The organism is Lysinibacillus parviboronicapiens (assembly GCF_003049605.2).
Lineage (GTDB): Bacteria > Bacillota > Bacilli > Bacillales_A > Planococcaceae > Lysinibacillus > Lysinibacillus parviboronicapiens.
On sequence record NZ_CP073713.1, the window covers coordinates 1,489,371 to 1,504,550 of the forward strand.

14 protein-coding genes and 1 pseudogene are annotated in these 15,180 nt (G+C 35.6%); 8 read left to right on the top strand and 7 right to left on the bottom strand.

Features of this window, described 5'->3' with window-relative positions:
* Nucleotides 1–849 precede the first annotated feature (849 nt).
* The 3 genes from hblC to hblA are packed head-to-tail and all read left to right on the top strand — an operon-like array spanning nt 850 to nt 4,604.
* On the top strand, nt 850–2,169 hold the full coding sequence (gene hblC / locus C9J31_RS06965) for a hemolysin BL lytic component L2 (protein WP_107924911.1): 1,320 nt from the start codon (nt 850–852) through the stop codon (nt 2,167–2,169).
* A 55-nt stretch (nt 2,170–2,224) separates the two neighbouring features.
* The gene (hblD, locus tag C9J31_RS06970) at nt 2,225–3,469 is read left to right on the top strand and encodes a hemolysin BL lytic component L1 (RefSeq protein ID WP_107949637.1); all 1,245 of its coding nucleotides are present in this window, start codon (nt 2,225–2,227) and stop codon (nt 3,467–3,469) included.
* 22 nt (nt 3,470–3,491) lie between these two features.
* A complete protein-coding gene (hblA, locus tag C9J31_RS06975; protein WP_107924909.1) occupies nt 3,492–4,604 on the top strand; it encodes a hemolysin BL binding component B in 1,113 nt (370 codons plus the stop codon).
* A 405-nt stretch (nt 4,605–5,009) separates the two neighbouring features.
* On the opposite strand, the gene C9J31_RS06980 is transcribed toward hblA, so the two are convergent.
* The 4 genes from C9J31_RS06980 to C9J31_RS06995 form a co-directional block, all read right to left on the bottom strand.
* Complete coding sequence (locus C9J31_RS06980) at nt 5,010–5,720, bottom strand: ABC transporter permease (protein ID WP_107949635.1); 711 nt, start codon at nt 5,718–5,720, stop codon at nt 5,010–5,012.
* 23 nt (nt 5,721–5,743) lie between these two features.
* Entirely contained in the window at nt 5,744–6,622 is an 879-nt protein-coding gene (locus C9J31_RS06985; protein ID WP_107949633.1) for an ABC transporter ATP-binding protein, read from the bottom strand.
* 221 nt (nt 6,623–6,843) lie between these two features.
* Entirely contained in the window at nt 6,844–7,860 is a 1,017-nt protein-coding gene (locus tag C9J31_RS06990; RefSeq protein WP_107949631.1) for an ABC transporter permease, read from the bottom strand.
* Nucleotides 7,857–8,585 carry an ABC transporter ATP-binding protein gene (locus C9J31_RS06995; protein ID WP_107949629.1) on the bottom strand — a complete coding sequence of 243 codons (729 nt, stop codon included), beginning with the start codon at nt 8,583–8,585 and terminating at the stop codon, nt 7,857–7,859. The genes C9J31_RS06990 and C9J31_RS06995 overlap by 4 nt, the downstream gene beginning before the upstream one ends.
* Before the next feature lie 149 nt (nt 8,586–8,734).
* Between C9J31_RS06995 and C9J31_RS07000 the strand changes: the two genes are divergently transcribed.
* Nucleotides 8,735–9,328, top strand: a complete 594-nt coding sequence (locus C9J31_RS07000) for a TetR/AcrR family transcriptional regulator (RefSeq protein ID WP_107949627.1) — start codon at nt 8,735–8,737, stop codon at nt 9,326–9,328.
* A gap of 91 nt (nt 9,329–9,419) precedes the next feature.
* On the opposite strand, the gene C9J31_RS07005 is transcribed toward C9J31_RS07000, so the two are convergent.
* The gene (locus C9J31_RS07005) at nt 9,420–10,322 is read right to left on the bottom strand and encodes a hypothetical protein (protein WP_107949625.1); all 903 of its coding nucleotides are present in this window, start codon (nt 10,320–10,322) and stop codon (nt 9,420–9,422) included.
* Between the two features lie 296 nt (nt 10,323–10,618).
* On the opposite strand from C9J31_RS07005, the gene C9J31_RS07010 reads away from it, so the two are divergent.
* Genes C9J31_RS07010 through C9J31_RS07025 form a run of 4 tightly spaced genes read left to right on the top strand, consistent with a single transcriptional unit; the run spans nt 10,619 to nt 14,050 of the window.
* Nucleotides 10,619–11,194 carry a class I SAM-dependent methyltransferase gene (locus C9J31_RS07010; protein ID WP_107949623.1) on the top strand — a complete coding sequence of 192 codons (576 nt, stop codon included), beginning with the start codon at nt 10,619–10,621 and terminating at the stop codon, nt 11,192–11,194.
* Between the two features lie 3 nt (nt 11,195–11,197).
* Nucleotides 11,198–11,812, top strand: a complete 615-nt coding sequence (locus tag C9J31_RS07015) for a DedA family protein (RefSeq protein ID WP_107949621.1) — start codon at nt 11,198–11,200, stop codon at nt 11,810–11,812.
* A 35-nt stretch (nt 11,813–11,847) separates the two neighbouring features.
* Entirely contained in the window at nt 11,848–12,549 is a 702-nt protein-coding gene (locus tag C9J31_RS07020) for a response regulator transcription factor (RefSeq protein WP_107949619.1), read from the top strand.
* Nucleotides 12,533–14,050 (top strand): sensor histidine kinase, encoded by a 1,518-nt coding sequence (locus C9J31_RS07025; RefSeq protein ID WP_107949617.1) that lies wholly within the window; start codon nt 12,533–12,535, stop codon nt 14,048–14,050. Before C9J31_RS07020 ends, C9J31_RS07025 begins: the two co-directional genes overlap by 17 nt.
* Nucleotides 14,051–14,368: 318 nt before the next feature.
* Here the strand turns inward: C9J31_RS07025 and C9J31_RS07030 are convergent.
* A pseudogene (locus C9J31_RS07030) lies at nt 14,369–14,644 on the bottom strand (universal stress protein); the annotation flags it as partial.
* Nucleotides 14,645–14,833: 189 nt separating this feature from the next.
* Nucleotides 14,834–15,142, bottom strand: coding sequence for a hypothetical protein (locus C9J31_RS07035; RefSeq protein ID WP_235616302.1), 309 nt, complete (start codon nt 15,140–15,142; stop codon nt 14,834–14,836).
* Between the last annotated feature and the right edge of the window lie 38 nt (nt 15,143–15,180).

Sequence of the window (15,180 nt, forward strand, 5' to 3'; positions counted from 1 at the left end):
GAATGCTATGGCTGGGTTAATTTCCCGAAATGAACCGTCCATACGGTAGCTAATCAGCGTCTACTAAACACCTAAAATCTAAGAACCAATTGCCAATCAATAATCGGCAATTGGTTCTTTATTTTTCTTTGTTTCTAGTGATTCTCGAGGCTTTGGAACTGAAAAAACTACTTAGATTTTTTGAAATGTACTTGGCTAAGTTATGAACGTTGTTTTTTTAAATCAATTATTTCCTGTTGAATCAACAGCTCTAAATTACCAACTTACCTGTAACTTTCACATATGTTGTCAACTCTTTACAAACAGTTCCTTTGTTAGAAAGTTATAACTTGGCTCCTCTGCTCCATACTGATGGATCCAACACATAACTGATATATGACTCAAGGGAAGTTGTATTGTAGGTACCTCTTACAGTTAATTTAATCATATCAGGTAGATAATATTTTTATTTGTTATCCAAACCAAATACGTCCTGTCTAGAGTAATTACTAGCAGTAACGCTAAATTCATTTCAGTTTCCCTAGTTTTTACACTAGAACTAAAAATATGTCATTTTTCTAGCTTCTATCTCATAATTTTCCACAAATTATGACATATTTAATTTGATTTTGTTCATATTAATCTATTTTAAAATCAAAATAACAGTGAAAATAATCTATTTTGTACATAAAATAGATTATTTTCACTGTTGTTTGCCAAAAAATGTGAATATATCTAAAATTTACATCATAGGAAAACGTTATTCCAAGCAAAGCTTTTCCTAAAACTATCAGTATATTGGGGTGCTAAAAATGTGTAAGAAATCGACTAAATTTTTATGATAAAAATTATACAGGGGAGGTAAACACAATGAAAAAGAAAATAATTACAGGATTGATGGTTACATCCATAGTTGCTTCGGGAGTTCTTCCTATTCATACTTTTGCAACGCCTATAGTGCAAGCAGAGATTCAAGAAGAGAACATAGCTCTTTCCTCATCATTAAGAAAATTAGGTGCACAATCTAAATTGATTCAAATGTATATAGACCAAGCTTTAATGAAACCTAATGTTCAGTTAGCGGAAGTACCAGCTTTAAATACAGCGCAATTCCTCATCAAACAAGATATGAAAGAATGGTCATCGGAACTTTATCCAAAATTAATACTCCTAAATTCAAAAAGTAAAGGATTTGTCACAAAATTTCATAGCTATTATCCAACATTAAAAGGATTTGTAGACAATCAGGAAGATAAAGAAGGTTTCCTGGATAGGCTGGAAGTCCTTGAAGAAATGATGATGACAAACCAAGACAACGCGCAACTCCAAATCAATGAGTTAACAGATCTAAAATTACAGCTCGATAAAAAGCTTAAAGAGCTCGATACTGATGTGACAAAAGCACAGGGGATACTAAGTGCAGAGGGAACAGGGAAAATAGACAAGCTTAAAGATGAATTACTAGCTACTCAAAAATCTATTCAACATAATTTACAGCAAATAGCATTGGTACCAGGAGCCTTAAATGAACAAGGCCTTAAAATATTCCAAGAAATTTATAGTCTTTCAAAAGATATTCTTGAACCAGCTGCTCAAACAGCGGCAGCAGCGTATAACAAAGGAAAAGAAATTAACAATGCTATTTTAGAAGCAGAGAAAAAAGCAGAGCAAGAAGCAAAAGACAAGGGTATGTCTGCTCTAGAGATTGAAGCTGCCAAAAAAGAAGCGCGTGAAGCAATTGAGAAAAACAAACAAGGTGAAATTGCTGCAGCTGCAGCTACAAAAACGAAAGAGTACGACCTGATGAAAGCAATTGACCCAGAAAAAATCAAAAAAACATTTAGTACCTTTGCTGAAGTAAATAAACTAATGGCGGAACAGCGAGCATATTTAGATGATTTAGAGAAGCAAAACCAAAAATTATATGACCTAACAACGAAACTAACAATAGCAGATTTACAACAATCTATGCTTCTTCTTGTGCAACATGATTTGCATACATTTGCTAACCAAGTGGAGGTAGAACTTGACCTAATGAAACGCTATAAAGAAGATTTGAATCTTATGAAAAATAGTATCTCAACGTTATATAAGGATGTTGATACTACTAGCAATCAGTCTCAAAAAGATACATTAAGACGATTAAAAAATGTCATAAGTCAACTTGAGGAACAGGTGAATAAATTTTAATCGTTAGCATTTGAGAAAATTATATTGACCTATCGAAAAATTGGGAGGAAAAAGTATGAAAAAATTTCCATATAAAGTGTTGACCGTGGTCACTCTGGCAACGGTTATAACTGCCACTAACAGTAATTCTATTCATGCTCTTGCACAAGAACAGAACGTTCAAGTACAGATTGCTCAAGAACAAAAAAACGGGAATTATGAACTAGGACCTGAAGGATTGAAGAAAGCGTTGGCTGAAACAGGATCTCATATTCTTGTGATGGATTTGTACGCGAAAACAATGATTAAACAACCGAATGTAAATCTATCTAATATTGATTTAGGTTTAGAAGGGGGAGATTTAATTAAAAATATTCACCTAAATCAGGAACTATCTCGAATTAATGCAAATTATTGGTTAGATACAGCGAAACCAAAGATTCAAAAGACAGCGCGTAATATTGTCAATTACGATGAACAATTTCAGAATTATTACGACACATTAGTAGATTTTGCACAAAAGAAAGATAAGGAAGGCCTAAAAGAAGGCATAAGTGATTTAGTCAGTACAATTGATATAAATTCAAAAGAAGTGACAGAAGTCATTAAGATGTTAGAAGCTTTCAAAACAAAATTGTATACAAATACTATAGATTTTAAAAATAATGTGGGTGGTCCAGATGGCAAGGGTGGGTTAACCGCAATATTGGCGGGAAAACAAGCTCTGGTTCCACAACTGCAAGCTGAAATTGAGCAACTACGTGCTACTCAGCAAGCACATTTTGACAATGTATTAGCATGGTCAATTGGTGGTGGATTGGGAGCAGCTATTTTAGTTATTGGCACTATTGCGGGAGGGGTCGTAATTGTTGTGACTGGTGGTACTGCGACACCAGTTGTTGTGGGTGGCCTTACAGCTCTCGGTGCAGCAGGCATTGGTTTAGGTACAGCAGCTGGTGTTGTGGCGTCTAGTCACATGAACGCCTATAACGAAATTTCACATAGAATCGGAGAATTAAGCATGAAAGCCGATCTTGCTAATCAAGCGGTTATTTCACTTACTAACACAAAAGACACTCTGACATATCTGTATCAGACAGTAGATCAAGCGATAATGTCTCTAACAAATATTCAACTTCAATGGCATACAATGGGGGCAAATTATAAAGATTTATATGATAATATCGATCAAATGCAAGACCATAAGCTCTCTTTAATACCTGATGATTTAAAAGCAGCCAAACAAAGCTGGAATGATATCCATAAAGATGCAGAGTTTATTGCAAAAGACATTGCTTTTACACAAGAACTAACGAATTAAAAATAGATAGGAGGAATTTACAATGAATAATAAACTTCTTTACAAACTACTCGCTGTATCTGCGGCTTTAACCTTGACAACATCTTCTGTAGTCTCTCCAGTAGCAGCTTTTGCAGTTACAAGCAAAATTGAGCAAACTAACAATGATGATACGTCTCTTTCTGCAAATGAAGTGAAGATGAAAGAAACCTTGCAAAAGGCAGGACTTTTTGCGAAATCTATGAATGCCTATTCTTATATGTTAATTAAGAATCCAGATGTGAACTTTGAAGGTATTAATATTAATGGATATCCAGATTTACCTGGTAATATTGTACAAGATCAAAAGGATGCAAGAGCACACGCTCTTACATGGGATACAAAAGTAAAAAAACAGCTGATAGATACATTGACAGGTATTATTGAATACGATACAAAATTTGAAAATTATTATGACATAATTGTAGAGGCCATTAATACAGCAGATGGAGAGACGTTAATAGAAGGAATTTCTGATTTACAAGGTGAAATTCAACTAAATCAAAAATATGCACAACAATTAATAGCCGAATTAATTAAATTAAGGGACGCTATTGGCCAAGATGTTAGAGCATTTGGAAATAATAAAGATCTCTTACAGACGATTTTAAAAAACCAAGGGGCTGCGGTTGAGGATGATCAAAAGCGCCTAAATGAAGTTTTAGAATCAGTAAACTATTATAAAAAATTAGAATCTGATGGCATCATAACAATAGCTGTACCTACTATTCCTACATTGATTGCCGGAGGTATTATGCTGGGGATAGCAAAAGAGAATTTAAGTCAATTAGAACCTTTATTAAAACAATTACAACAGACAGTTGATTACAAAATAACATTAAACCGTGTAGTTGGAGTTGCGCATAATAGTATTAGTGAGATGTATAATGCACTCGATGATGCGATTAATGCTCTTACTTATATGTCTGCGCAATGGAATGACTTAGACTCTCAATATACGGGCGTGCTGAGACATATTGAGAATGCAGCTGAAAAAGCCGATCAAAATAAATTCAAATTTTTACTGCCTAATTTGAATGCAGCTAAAGACAGCTGGAGAACATTAAAAGTAGATGCAGACACATTGAAAGAAGGGATAAAAGAATTAAAAATGTAACCTGTTGCCACACATAGAAAGAGGCTTACGGATTGACGTAAAAAAATCTAGAATCCTATAAAATCAAATTATTAAGTCATAATAGATATACATTACCTATATGTAAATCGGCCTATACGTTATAAATGCCCCATCATTCAACAATGAGGGCATTTTTTTTACTCTACAATTATCTACTACATGGTCTGCTAAAGTTTCATTTTGTAAATTAATCATCTTGATTTCGGAGGATGAGTAGTCTGCATGATACGTCGGCAGCTGTAATTCTACAGAGTTAGACATATTGGCTGTGCACACGCAGATAATCTTTAACTATCTTGGCAATATCATCTTCATCTTCAACAATTAACACTTTGGATTTCTAAAGCATGGTTCGTTGAATCCTTTATTGTCAAATTTACACGATTACCATTTTCGTTTGTGACGCAAGAAGAAAAAGAATAATCCGATCCATAACATGCTATAAATAAAAATCCAAGCAAATTGCCAGTAAAAAACGGTGGGTATATATTTCAAACTGTCGTCTGAGCTCATCATTTCTAAAACTAGATGAACAGGGGGGAGCAGCCAAATAAGACCTTTCACTTGTAGGATTGCATTTTTTAACGTGGCAATTACAACAGCTATAATGAGGATACTAAGAACGCCCCACCAAGTATTTTGCCTGTCTCTTATGAGTTCTCTTGTAAATATTGCCGATAGTGCTATAGCTAGGACAGACAGACTAAAGTGAGATAGAAAACCCATTAGTAGATGTAATACGCTTGGCGGTTCACTAAACGCTCCAATCAGAGTAGGGTAAATCACTGACACCGTGCTTAGACAAAAAGCGATAGCTACACAAACAATAAAAAGTGACCTGTTATACGCACTTTGCCCTTTAGAATGGAGTATGGTAATGACTTTTTGCCCTTCTTCCTCAGCGTGAAATACGGTGATTGTAAACCAACCCATCAGAAAGAACAGCATGATAGATGTAAAGGAATAACTATCTAATATAGGATTAGGCACAAACGTATAATTCACCACAATAAACAAAATGAAAATTGAAAAAGGTGGAATATAGTTTTTAGTTCTTAAATAATTGATACAGTGATAGCACAATAAATTTTTCATCTCGGTTTATAGTTCCCCTTTATTTAGAAATGGGTATAGAATTCTTCCTTCTTCCGATTTGTAGGCAGTAGTTGTTTAATGGAGGCATTTTGATGAAGCAATGCCAATAAGAGTGTGTTTGTATCCTCTTGTTTAACAGTTACTACTAGTTCCTTTATGTCATTATTTAAGGAACGCTGTTGTTGAATTTCAATAAAAGGCAATAGTTCTTCCAGTGACTTTTGACTGGAAATCTCAAAAATTACTCTATTTTGGTGATTTTCTGTATCATGTAATGGATTCGTTTGACTAACTTGCCCATTTTGAATGACTAAAACCCGATCTACGAGATTTTCTAGTAATTTTGTTTCGTGGCAAGTTAACAAGATACTTAAGCCATTGTCTTTTAGAGAGGCTAGTGTATCTTCTAAATCACTTTGTGCCTTAGCATCAAGACCTGATAATGGTTCGTCCAAAATAAGGAGATTTCTTTCTTCAAGCATGGCCTGCATAATCATGATTTTTTGTTTCATGCCTTTAGAAAAATGGACAATCCGCGTATGGCGAGCCTCTTGCATATTAAAAATAGTCAGTAAATAATCGATTCGTTGCTGTAATTGCTTCCTAGACATGCCACTAATTGTGCCCATATGATACAGATACTCTTGTGGGGTAAATAGAATTTGAGAAGGGGTTACCTCTGGCACGTACCCGATGTTTAGAGATGGTAGATGCTTGTCAATTACACCGGTGTCTGGATGCGCTAAGCCTCCTATAATTTTCAGTAGCGTGCTCTTGCCTGACCCATTCTTTCCTACAAGTGCCACAATCTGATGCGCATAAACGGACAATGAAATGTTCTCTAAAACTTTCTTGCCTTTATATTGTTTAGAGATGTTTTGCAATTCTATAATAGTATTCATGTTTACACCCCTTTTTTTATGAATGACCCCTGGTGCGGACATGACCCGCTACAAAAATTCGAAGGGTTGTTTTTCGATTAACTTGTAAGATTATTATAAATTAATCTGTAGTCAATTGCTTTTGAAAAGTGGTACAATTTTCTATTTTTGTTTATGAATACTTTGAAATGACAATAAAAAGGTCCTGCTCAGTGCGAACTGGCAGAACCTGTGGAGATTTATTATAATGAACGATATTTTTTTAGGCTAATAATATTTAATAGGATAAATAGGAGAGCAAAGCCTGCAAGTACCAATAAATCAACTAGAATTTCACTAAAAGTAAATCCTTTGTACATCACGCCATTTAAGGCATTTGCTGCATAGTAAAGAGGCATGATACGACCAATATTTTGTAACCACTCAACCATACTATCGAGCGGGAAGATGCCAGAAAAGAATACTTGCGGCACAATGACAAGCGGGATAAACTGCATCATCTGAAACTCTGAGGCAGCAAAGCTTGATAGCAGCGCCCCTAATGATAATGACACTAAGGCTACTAAACTATTGATAAGAAGCACGAGCCAGATGGAGCCCACATGAACAATATCGAGTACATAGATGCCAAAAAGTACAATAATAATTGTCTGAACCAAGGCAAACAGACCATATCCCACCAAATAACCGGCAACAATTTCAGAACGTTTAATGGGGGTCGCTAGTAATCGCTCTAATGTTCCAGAAGTCCGTTCTTTTAACAACGCAATGCCTGTAATTAAAAAGACGAAAAAGAATACAAAGAAGCCAATGAGCATAGGGCTAAAAATATCAAAAATGGCTGTATCTTCGTCACCGTATACATAGTCAGTGACGAATGTCATCGACGAAGCCAGCTCGGGCTGTAGTGCTTGTGCAAGCTTCATTTGCAAAGCTTTAGCAGCGGAAGGATCATCATTTAATAATGTCAACTTTGTTTGTTTTTGCTGGATATCTAGCCATGCATCATATTGATTGTCTTTTAATTGAGTAATTGTCACATTATCATCTTCGATAACATGAAAATCCGCAGCTTCAAGTTTTTCAATTAGTTGTGCAGGACCATGTGATACGATAAGCGTTACCTCTGACTCATCGCTATTAAAAATAAAGTACATTAAGGATAGCACAAGAAGCGGTGCACAAAACAACAGTGCAAGTGTACGTTTATCGCGCATCATCTGCTGAATAATTCTTGTCACAATGGCGCCAATTCTCATACGATAGCACCTCCAGCCTTTAAAAACACTTCGTCAAAATATTGTGCCTGATAGTGTGCTTTTAACTCTTGCGGTGTGCCCTGTGCCAATATCTGTCCACTTCTTAGCATGGCTAATCGATCACAGCGTTCTGCCTCGTCCATCGCATGCGTCGTCACTAAAATGGTTTTATGCTCTTTTTCTTTCAGGCGAATAAGCTCCTGCCAAATTTCTTTTTTCAATACTGGATCGATGCCAACTGTTGGTTCATCTAAGATTAACAGCTTAGGATTTTGTATTAAGGCAATCGCTAGTGACAGTCTTCGCTTCATACCACCGGAATAATTCACTACCTTATTATTTAAATCCTCTGTTAAACGAACAAGATTTGCAGCGTACGCTACACGTTCCACGCGCTCTTTTTTCGATAAGCGGTATAGCTTGGCAAAAAAATGAAGATTTTCAGCACCTGTTAAATCGATATAAAGCGCATCCGATTGTGCCATATAGCCAATGTCTATGAGAAGCTGTTTATGAGGTACTACATAGTCTAATACTTGGATACGCCCATTATCGGGTTTTATCATCCCCATGATCATTTTGATTAACGTCGTTTTCCCACAGCCAGAAGGACCAAGCAGACCGATTAGTTGCCCTGTTGGAACTTCTAAGGAAAGGGGGGCAATGACTTCTTTCTGATGAAAACGTTTTTCGATGGCGCTTAACGTAATCGCATTTTCTCCCATATCCAACTCTCCTTTACTGAACACAGTGTTGATACAATTAAAATTTTACGTTAGCATATACGCAAATACAATAAACACAATGACAAAAAGTGTTAAGTGAATTGTGTGGAAATTGTTTGCGTGCCAGGCACCAAAGGAGGGAGTTCTTCATGTCAGTGCATGAAACAATGAACTATGAAACGAAGCAAGCCATCAAAAAGGCATTACTGATACAAATGGAAGAAGTAGGTTTCCAACGAGTAACCGTAAAAACTCTCGCATTGACAGCCAATATCAACCGCGGAACCTTTTATATCCATTATCAAGATAAATTTGAAGTAATGGAGGATTTACAGCAGGAGCTATTGAGTGGACTGGAGAGCTATGTAAAAAAGGTTCAACCACTAGAAGCCTTTCACACCTTACAGAACGGACAACTTTACCAACCATTTGTCGTTGTCATTCACTTTATTAAAGAGCATGCAACAGCTTTTCGCGTAATACTTGGGGAGCAGGGGAGTCCGGATTTTAGTAAGAGGATGAAGAAAGTCTTTAGTGATAACTTATTAGAAAAACTCTCTTTAATTCAGGCTGAAGTGTTAGATCCGGTCTTTAGGCAGTATTTTCAAGCCTTTCTAACATCAGCGATACTAGGTGTGATACAGGAATGGTTAGAAAGTGATGACAAGGATTTTAATGTTGAAGAACTAGCGACTATCCACTTTCGCATATTACGCTTTTTCCGTCATTTGACTAGTTTATAGCAATCTAAGAGCCAGTTGGTTGGGTGCCAGGCAATCAGGAAGTGATCAAATTGTGTGGGAATTGTTTGGGTGCCTGGCACCAATAACCGGTTTATGTTTCATAGTAAGCACTTAAAGCTTTCTCTAATCGTTCTTCTAAATGTTGCGAAATATAGCCTACAACAAATTTTTCTTTTTCCATGTCGATTTGAGAAGAACGGAAAACTTTAGCGAAAAACCCTGCCTTATTGTGCGTTGAAAATTGCTGTAAAGCTTCTGTCCGTAATGTCGATACAATTTCATTTTCTATATGACGCTCACGAATTTTTTTGACAATATCCTTCACACTACCCTCTTGTAGTTCTAGTATTTGCTTTTGCAGATTTTCGTTTTCATCTTTTAGGTCTGCTGTTTCTTTTTGAATTTCAATAATTTGATGATTTGACTCGGTGGAAAGAGATTGCATATTTTGTGCGAGAAAATCTTGGTTAATCGAAATTTGAAAAATACCTTGCTTATCACTTGTTTGCATATCAAAAAGTCCTGTTTGCATCATTTGCTGCAACACATTCCCTAACACATCGACTTTATTGGCCAGTTCGTCCGTAGAAGCGAGTGTTGTTGCAGTTATTTGATGTTTGAGGAGCTGTCCATCTTCATCAATACCTAAAAGCTGTTTTAAACCTTTCACCCGGTATTCGTCCTTCAACAGCAGAATCATGCGTAGCCTTAATATGGCAGAGAGATTTAAACGTATATTAGTGATCGGATTAATCGTGGTGTTATCAAAAATATATTGCTCAAATGGTTTGATGTAATAACGGAGCATCGCATCAGTAATTTCAAACCAATTGGCAACCTCCGAGATGGAGTAATGCTCTTTGTCATGAATATGTGTTAAATAGACATCACTATAAAGTTGTTCTTCTAATGGCGTATGTTGTATAACGATAAAAAGGGGATCATGTTGCACAATTTCAAGTACCATCTCTTTTGCATTACTTATTTCAAGCATTCTTTTACACCCCACTTTATTATTCTTTAGCTAGATTTACATTTCTCTCTATATAGGTTTCTATTCAAGTGAATGCAATTGTATGCCTATTTTAAGAGGGAAATAATTTCTAGCTGCTTATAAAAAAGAGATAATTCACTTACATAAAGTGTATAGATAAAATGACCTGTTTATGATTACAAAAAATTGTTATTTTTGGCACTTAAGAAAAACTTAAGAAATACCCATGCAATTTATTAAGAAATGCTCCCTATAGTAAGAGTTATCTTACAAGACATAATACAGGGAGTTAGTAGATGCAATTTATAACATTCTTTACCGAATTTATTAAACATCCAAAAAATACAGGCGCGATTTCACCGAGTTCGAAATTATTAGCGAAAAAAATGGTGGAATCCATTAGTTGTCATGAAGCACAATGTATTGTTGAATTAGGACCTGGCACAGGTTCTTTTACAAAAGAGATTGTCAAACGAAAAGGACAGCAAACGAAACTCGTGCTAATCGAAAATAATGAAGTGTTTTCTACTGCATTAAAGAAAAAATATCAAGATGATTCAAGTGTCATTGTCATACATGGATCTGCTGAAAATCTACGTACGTATGTGACGTCATTACATATTAAAAAAATAGACTATATATTATCAGGCTTACCTTTTACCTCTTTGGAACCGGCAGTATCGTCTCGAATTTTAAATAGTGTACATGACACATTGGAAGAGAATGGTGAATTTATTACTTTTCAATATTCACTCATTAGAAAATCCTTTATCCAAAAATTTTTTGACGACATTTCATTGAAAAAGGTTTGGGTGAATCTTCCACCTGCCTATGTGTTAAGTTGCAAAAAAAGGAAGTCAGAGGATAAGTAAGTAATGGAACTACAAGATTTAATGGCATTTATTGAACATTATGGTTATTTTGCGTTATTTTTTAGCCTTTGGCTTGGCATCGTCGGCATGCCCATTCCTGATGAGATGATTGTCATGAGTGGTGGGTTTTTGTCATCTTTAGAAAAAATGGGTGTTATTCCGGCTTTTATTTTAACTTACCTAGGTGTTGTATCAGGGCTTTCGTTAGGGTATGTCCTTGGAAAAGTGTTTGGTCTTAAAGTTCTTGATAAATTGGTGAAAAAGAACAAAGCTAAATACCTTATAAAATCAAAGGACATGATCAGCAAGTACGGGCATTTTGCTTTAGTGATAAGTTATTTTATTCCAGTAGTTAGGCACATTATTCCTTATTTAGTTGGCATGAATAACATGTCATTTAAAATTTATGCATTGTATTCTTACACAGCGGGCTTTGTATGGACAATGATATATTTTACACTTGGCTTTTTCTTTGGAAAACAAATGGAACTGATTGGCAGGCTTGCTACGCAATATGGTGTATATTTTGGCATAATCGTTATGTTCGGGTGGATTATTTATTATTGTTATAAACGAAAATTATCGAAAATGTTAAAAGTAAAGAGAAATAATGGTTAACTATAAATTATTAATCTAGAAATTGGTGGGATAGTATGACGAAAGAAACGATACTGGTAGTGGATGATGAAAAAGAAATTAGGGATCTAATCACCATTTATTTAAAAAATGAGGGCTATGAAGTTTTACAAGCAAGTGATGGAGAGGAAGGTCTATTGCTGTTAAAACAACACAAGGTACACTTAATTGTTTTAGATGTCATGATGCCGCATGTGGATGGTATCCAGATGTGTAGAAAAGTAAGAGAAATAGCTGAGATGCCGATTATTATGCTATCGGCAAAAACGCAAGATATGGATAAAATTGTTGGTTTAACAATGGGGGCCGAGGATTATGTGACAAAACCTTTTAACCCGTTGGAGTTAATTGCTCGTATAAAATCGCAGCTTCGAAGGTATTTGAAAATGAGTAGTGCGGAAATACAGGATGCACATGAAATAGAGATTGGCGATATGCGAATCAACATAGCGACACATGAAATAGCCGTCGCTGGGCAGAAGGTGAAGTTAACACCTCGTGAATTTTCCATTTTGGAATTACTCGCACACAATCAAGGTATTGTAATGAGTGCACAACAAATTTATGAAAGAGTATGGCAAGAGGAAGCATTTCAATCAGATAACACAGTGATGGTACATATAAGGAAAATAAGGGAGCGAATAGAGAGTAATCCGAGAAATCCTCAGTATATCAAAACCGTTTGGGGAGTAGGTTATAAAATTGAAAAAGATCATTAAGCTAAGCCCTTACTTATTCAACAAACTAAAAAAGTTCATTGTAAATGCTCTAAAAAAAATTCGACAAAGCATTAGAATTCAACTATTAACGACATTTATTCTTTGTGCTTTTTTGGGTTTACTTGCAGCTAAAGCATCAATTCCGTTTATTTTGAATATAAAACAAACAGCTACCATTGACTATAGTCAAGGAATGCAACAGATAAATCTTCAAGCGCAGCGTGCGGCAGATTTAGCTATTGATGAAAATAGTGTAGAAACTTTACAGCAAATGATTGAATCAGAAAATGTAAAGCTTGAAATGAAACAGCGTGCATTGAAAGTGTTTGTAACCGATGAGAGCGGCAAGGTTTTATACAAAACAAAACAAATGGAAGAGCAACAAATCAATGTGCATAATAAAATTCGTAATGTAATGGATTTTGCGACAAACCATCCGCTCTATGTTTATGAGATACCAGCAATCGAGCACTCCGCGCAAGAATTTATTGCATTTTATCCATTAATCATAGAAGGTGAAAACTTATATTTGTTTGTCAGTGGTATTCCGGAGGGGATGGTAATCGCAAGTTCGACAGAGGGTCTTATCCCTTTATTTATTGCAATTGCTGTTTTTACCTTTTCCTTCTTCTATATAACGAAACGAAAAATGAATCAAATTGAGGAGTTGGCGAAGGGAGTTAGGGAAATTGCGAAAGGGGATTTATCCTATCGAATAAAGAAAAAAGGGATGGATGAAATAGCATTATTAACAGAGAATGTAAATCATATGGCTGAAGCAATTATGATAAATATTGAAAAGGAACGAAGAATTGAAAAACAAAAAAATGAATTAATTACCAATGTATCACATGATTTGCGGACCCCCTTAACGTCTATTATGGGGTATTTACGTTTATTAAGAGAGGGGAGATATGACAATAGAGAGCAATATGAGGAGTATATAAAGATTGCTTTTTCAAAGTCAGAGCAGTTAAAAAATCTAATAGATGATTTATTTGAGTACACGAAACTTACGAACGACAATATCATATTAAACCAGCACAAGGTATGTATCAATGAGTTACTAGATCAACTGATAGAAGAATTGGTTCCACAGGCGGAGGAACGTAATCTGGAATTTGAAAAAAATTTTCTGGAAGAGCGCCTATATGCTTCGGTCGATTCAGAAAAGATAGTGCGAGTGTTTGATAATTTATTAATGAATGCCATCAAATATAGTACGAGTGGAAGAGAAATTAAAGTATCTGTAAAAAAACAACAAAATAGCCTGCAAATTTGCGTCTCTAATTATAGTGAACCGTTTACGAACGAAGAATTAGGGAACTTATTTGAACGATTTTATAAAAAAGATCAATCGAGAACAAGTGTCTCTGAGGGCTCAGGGCTTGGGCTTGCCATCGCGAAAAGTATTGTTGAACTACATGCGGGGGAAATTCGAGCAAATTATCAAGAGGGGATATTACAGTTTTTAATCTTGTTGCCAATTTCCACAGAGTAGTCTGTAAAGAGCTAAACAAATCTTCTAAATAGTAGTCCATGGAGAGCCGTTGTATAAATCTACAGTAAATACTAACACCTGCTGAAGAACGAGTCAGCTAGACCTCGCAAGTAGGATGCAGGCTGATTTGCCTTGTCCGTGGAACAAGCTATGCCCGTAACTAGGTTGAGCAATCGGGGAATATTGTGCAGGTGATATCAAAAACTGGCTGAATGCACATGCTTAACAAAGTGCGCAAGTTGATGTCATACATTTTTCCATAGTTCTCAAATCAAAAGGTCTCGGAATTCTAAGCAACCCAAGACCTTTTATCTTTTTCTACCAATCTGCGTAAGTAGTTTTCACTATTAATGTAGGACAATACACGCTTTTCATGACCTTATGGCTAACACTGCCCAATACCATTTTCTGTAGCGGGTTTAATCCACGACTACCAATGACAACTAATTCCACCTTCGATTCATTTGCGTAACGGATAATTTCGGGACCTGGCAAACCTTTCAGGATAGTTGTTGTGTAGGAAATGTTAGTGGCTTGGAGCATTTGCTCTATGGGCGCTAATTTATGACGACGTTCTAACGCTAAGCCTTCAGCCGAGCTAACATGGAGAAAATCACTTTTTGCTTTATCAAAATCTGCTAAAGGCGTTTGCTATGTATAAAAGCAAGCAGTATACACTGCTCGAAATTAAGAATCAGGCGGGAATTAGTAAGTCAACGCTGTATCGTTATATAGACGAAGTCAGCAATGATAGATGATGCAATGGTGATGTACCGACTCCTACTATAGTCTTTCAATTTTTAGAAGGTGATTTGGATTTGATGGCATCTTTTGAGGAAGAGTTTCTAACATTTCTATTAATATATTTGTGTCCTTGATTAATATTTGAATTTCTGTTTGTTTGTATTGTCGTTGAAATTCTTGAATATATTCATTGATTATTTGTAAGTTGAGGCTGTTTTTAATTTCTACCTCTACAAAAAATGGTAAAGTTAATTGAGGTAAATAGCAACAACCGCGACGAATCCAAATCGCTTCATTAACATAATAACGGATGGGCAGTTGACGATCACTAGCAATAAATAAGTCCATTTCATTCTCCTCTTTTTTAAAAATATAGATTTATAAAA

Excerpts from the sequence above, each read along its gene's own strand:
- hblC (WP_107924911.1), top strand. The coding sequence starts at position 850 with ATGAAAAAGAAAATAATTACAGGATTGATGGTTACATCCATAGTTGCT.
- hblD (WP_107949637.1), top strand. The coding sequence starts at position 2,225 with ATGAAAAAATTTCCATATAAAGTGTTGACCGTGGTCACTCTGGCAACG.
- hblA (WP_107924909.1), top strand. The coding sequence starts at position 3,492 with ATGAATAATAAACTTCTTTACAAACTACTCGCTGTATCTGCGGCTTTA.
- C9J31_RS06980 (WP_107949635.1), bottom strand. The coding sequence starts at position 5,720 with ATGAAAAATTTATTGTGCTATCACTGTATCAATTATTTAAGAACTAAA.
- C9J31_RS06985 (WP_107949633.1), bottom strand. The coding sequence starts at position 6,622 with ATGAATACTATTATAGAATTGCAAAACATCTCTAAACAATATAAAGGC.
- C9J31_RS06990 (WP_107949631.1), bottom strand. The coding sequence starts at position 7,860 with ATGAGAATTGGCGCCATTGTGACAAGAATTATTCAGCAGATGATGCGC.
- C9J31_RS06995 (WP_107949629.1), bottom strand. The coding sequence starts at position 8,585 with ATGGGAGAAAATGCGATTACGTTAAGCGCCATCGAAAAACGTTTTCAT.
- C9J31_RS07000 (WP_107949627.1), top strand. The coding sequence starts at position 8,735 with ATGTCAGTGCATGAAACAATGAACTATGAAACGAAGCAAGCCATCAAA.
- C9J31_RS07005 (WP_107949625.1), bottom strand. The coding sequence starts at position 10,322 with ATGCTTGAAATAAGTAATGCAAAAGAGATGGTACTTGAAATTGTGCAA.
- C9J31_RS07010 (WP_107949623.1), top strand. The coding sequence starts at position 10,619 with ATGCAATTTATAACATTCTTTACCGAATTTATTAAACATCCAAAAAAT.
- C9J31_RS07015 (WP_107949621.1), top strand. The coding sequence starts at position 11,198 with ATGGAACTACAAGATTTAATGGCATTTATTGAACATTATGGTTATTTT.
- C9J31_RS07020 (WP_107949619.1), top strand. The coding sequence starts at position 11,848 with ATGACGAAAGAAACGATACTGGTAGTGGATGATGAAAAAGAAATTAGG.
- C9J31_RS07035 (WP_235616302.1), bottom strand. The coding sequence starts at position 15,142 with ATGGACTTATTTATTGCTAGTGATCGTCAACTGCCCATCCGTTATTAT.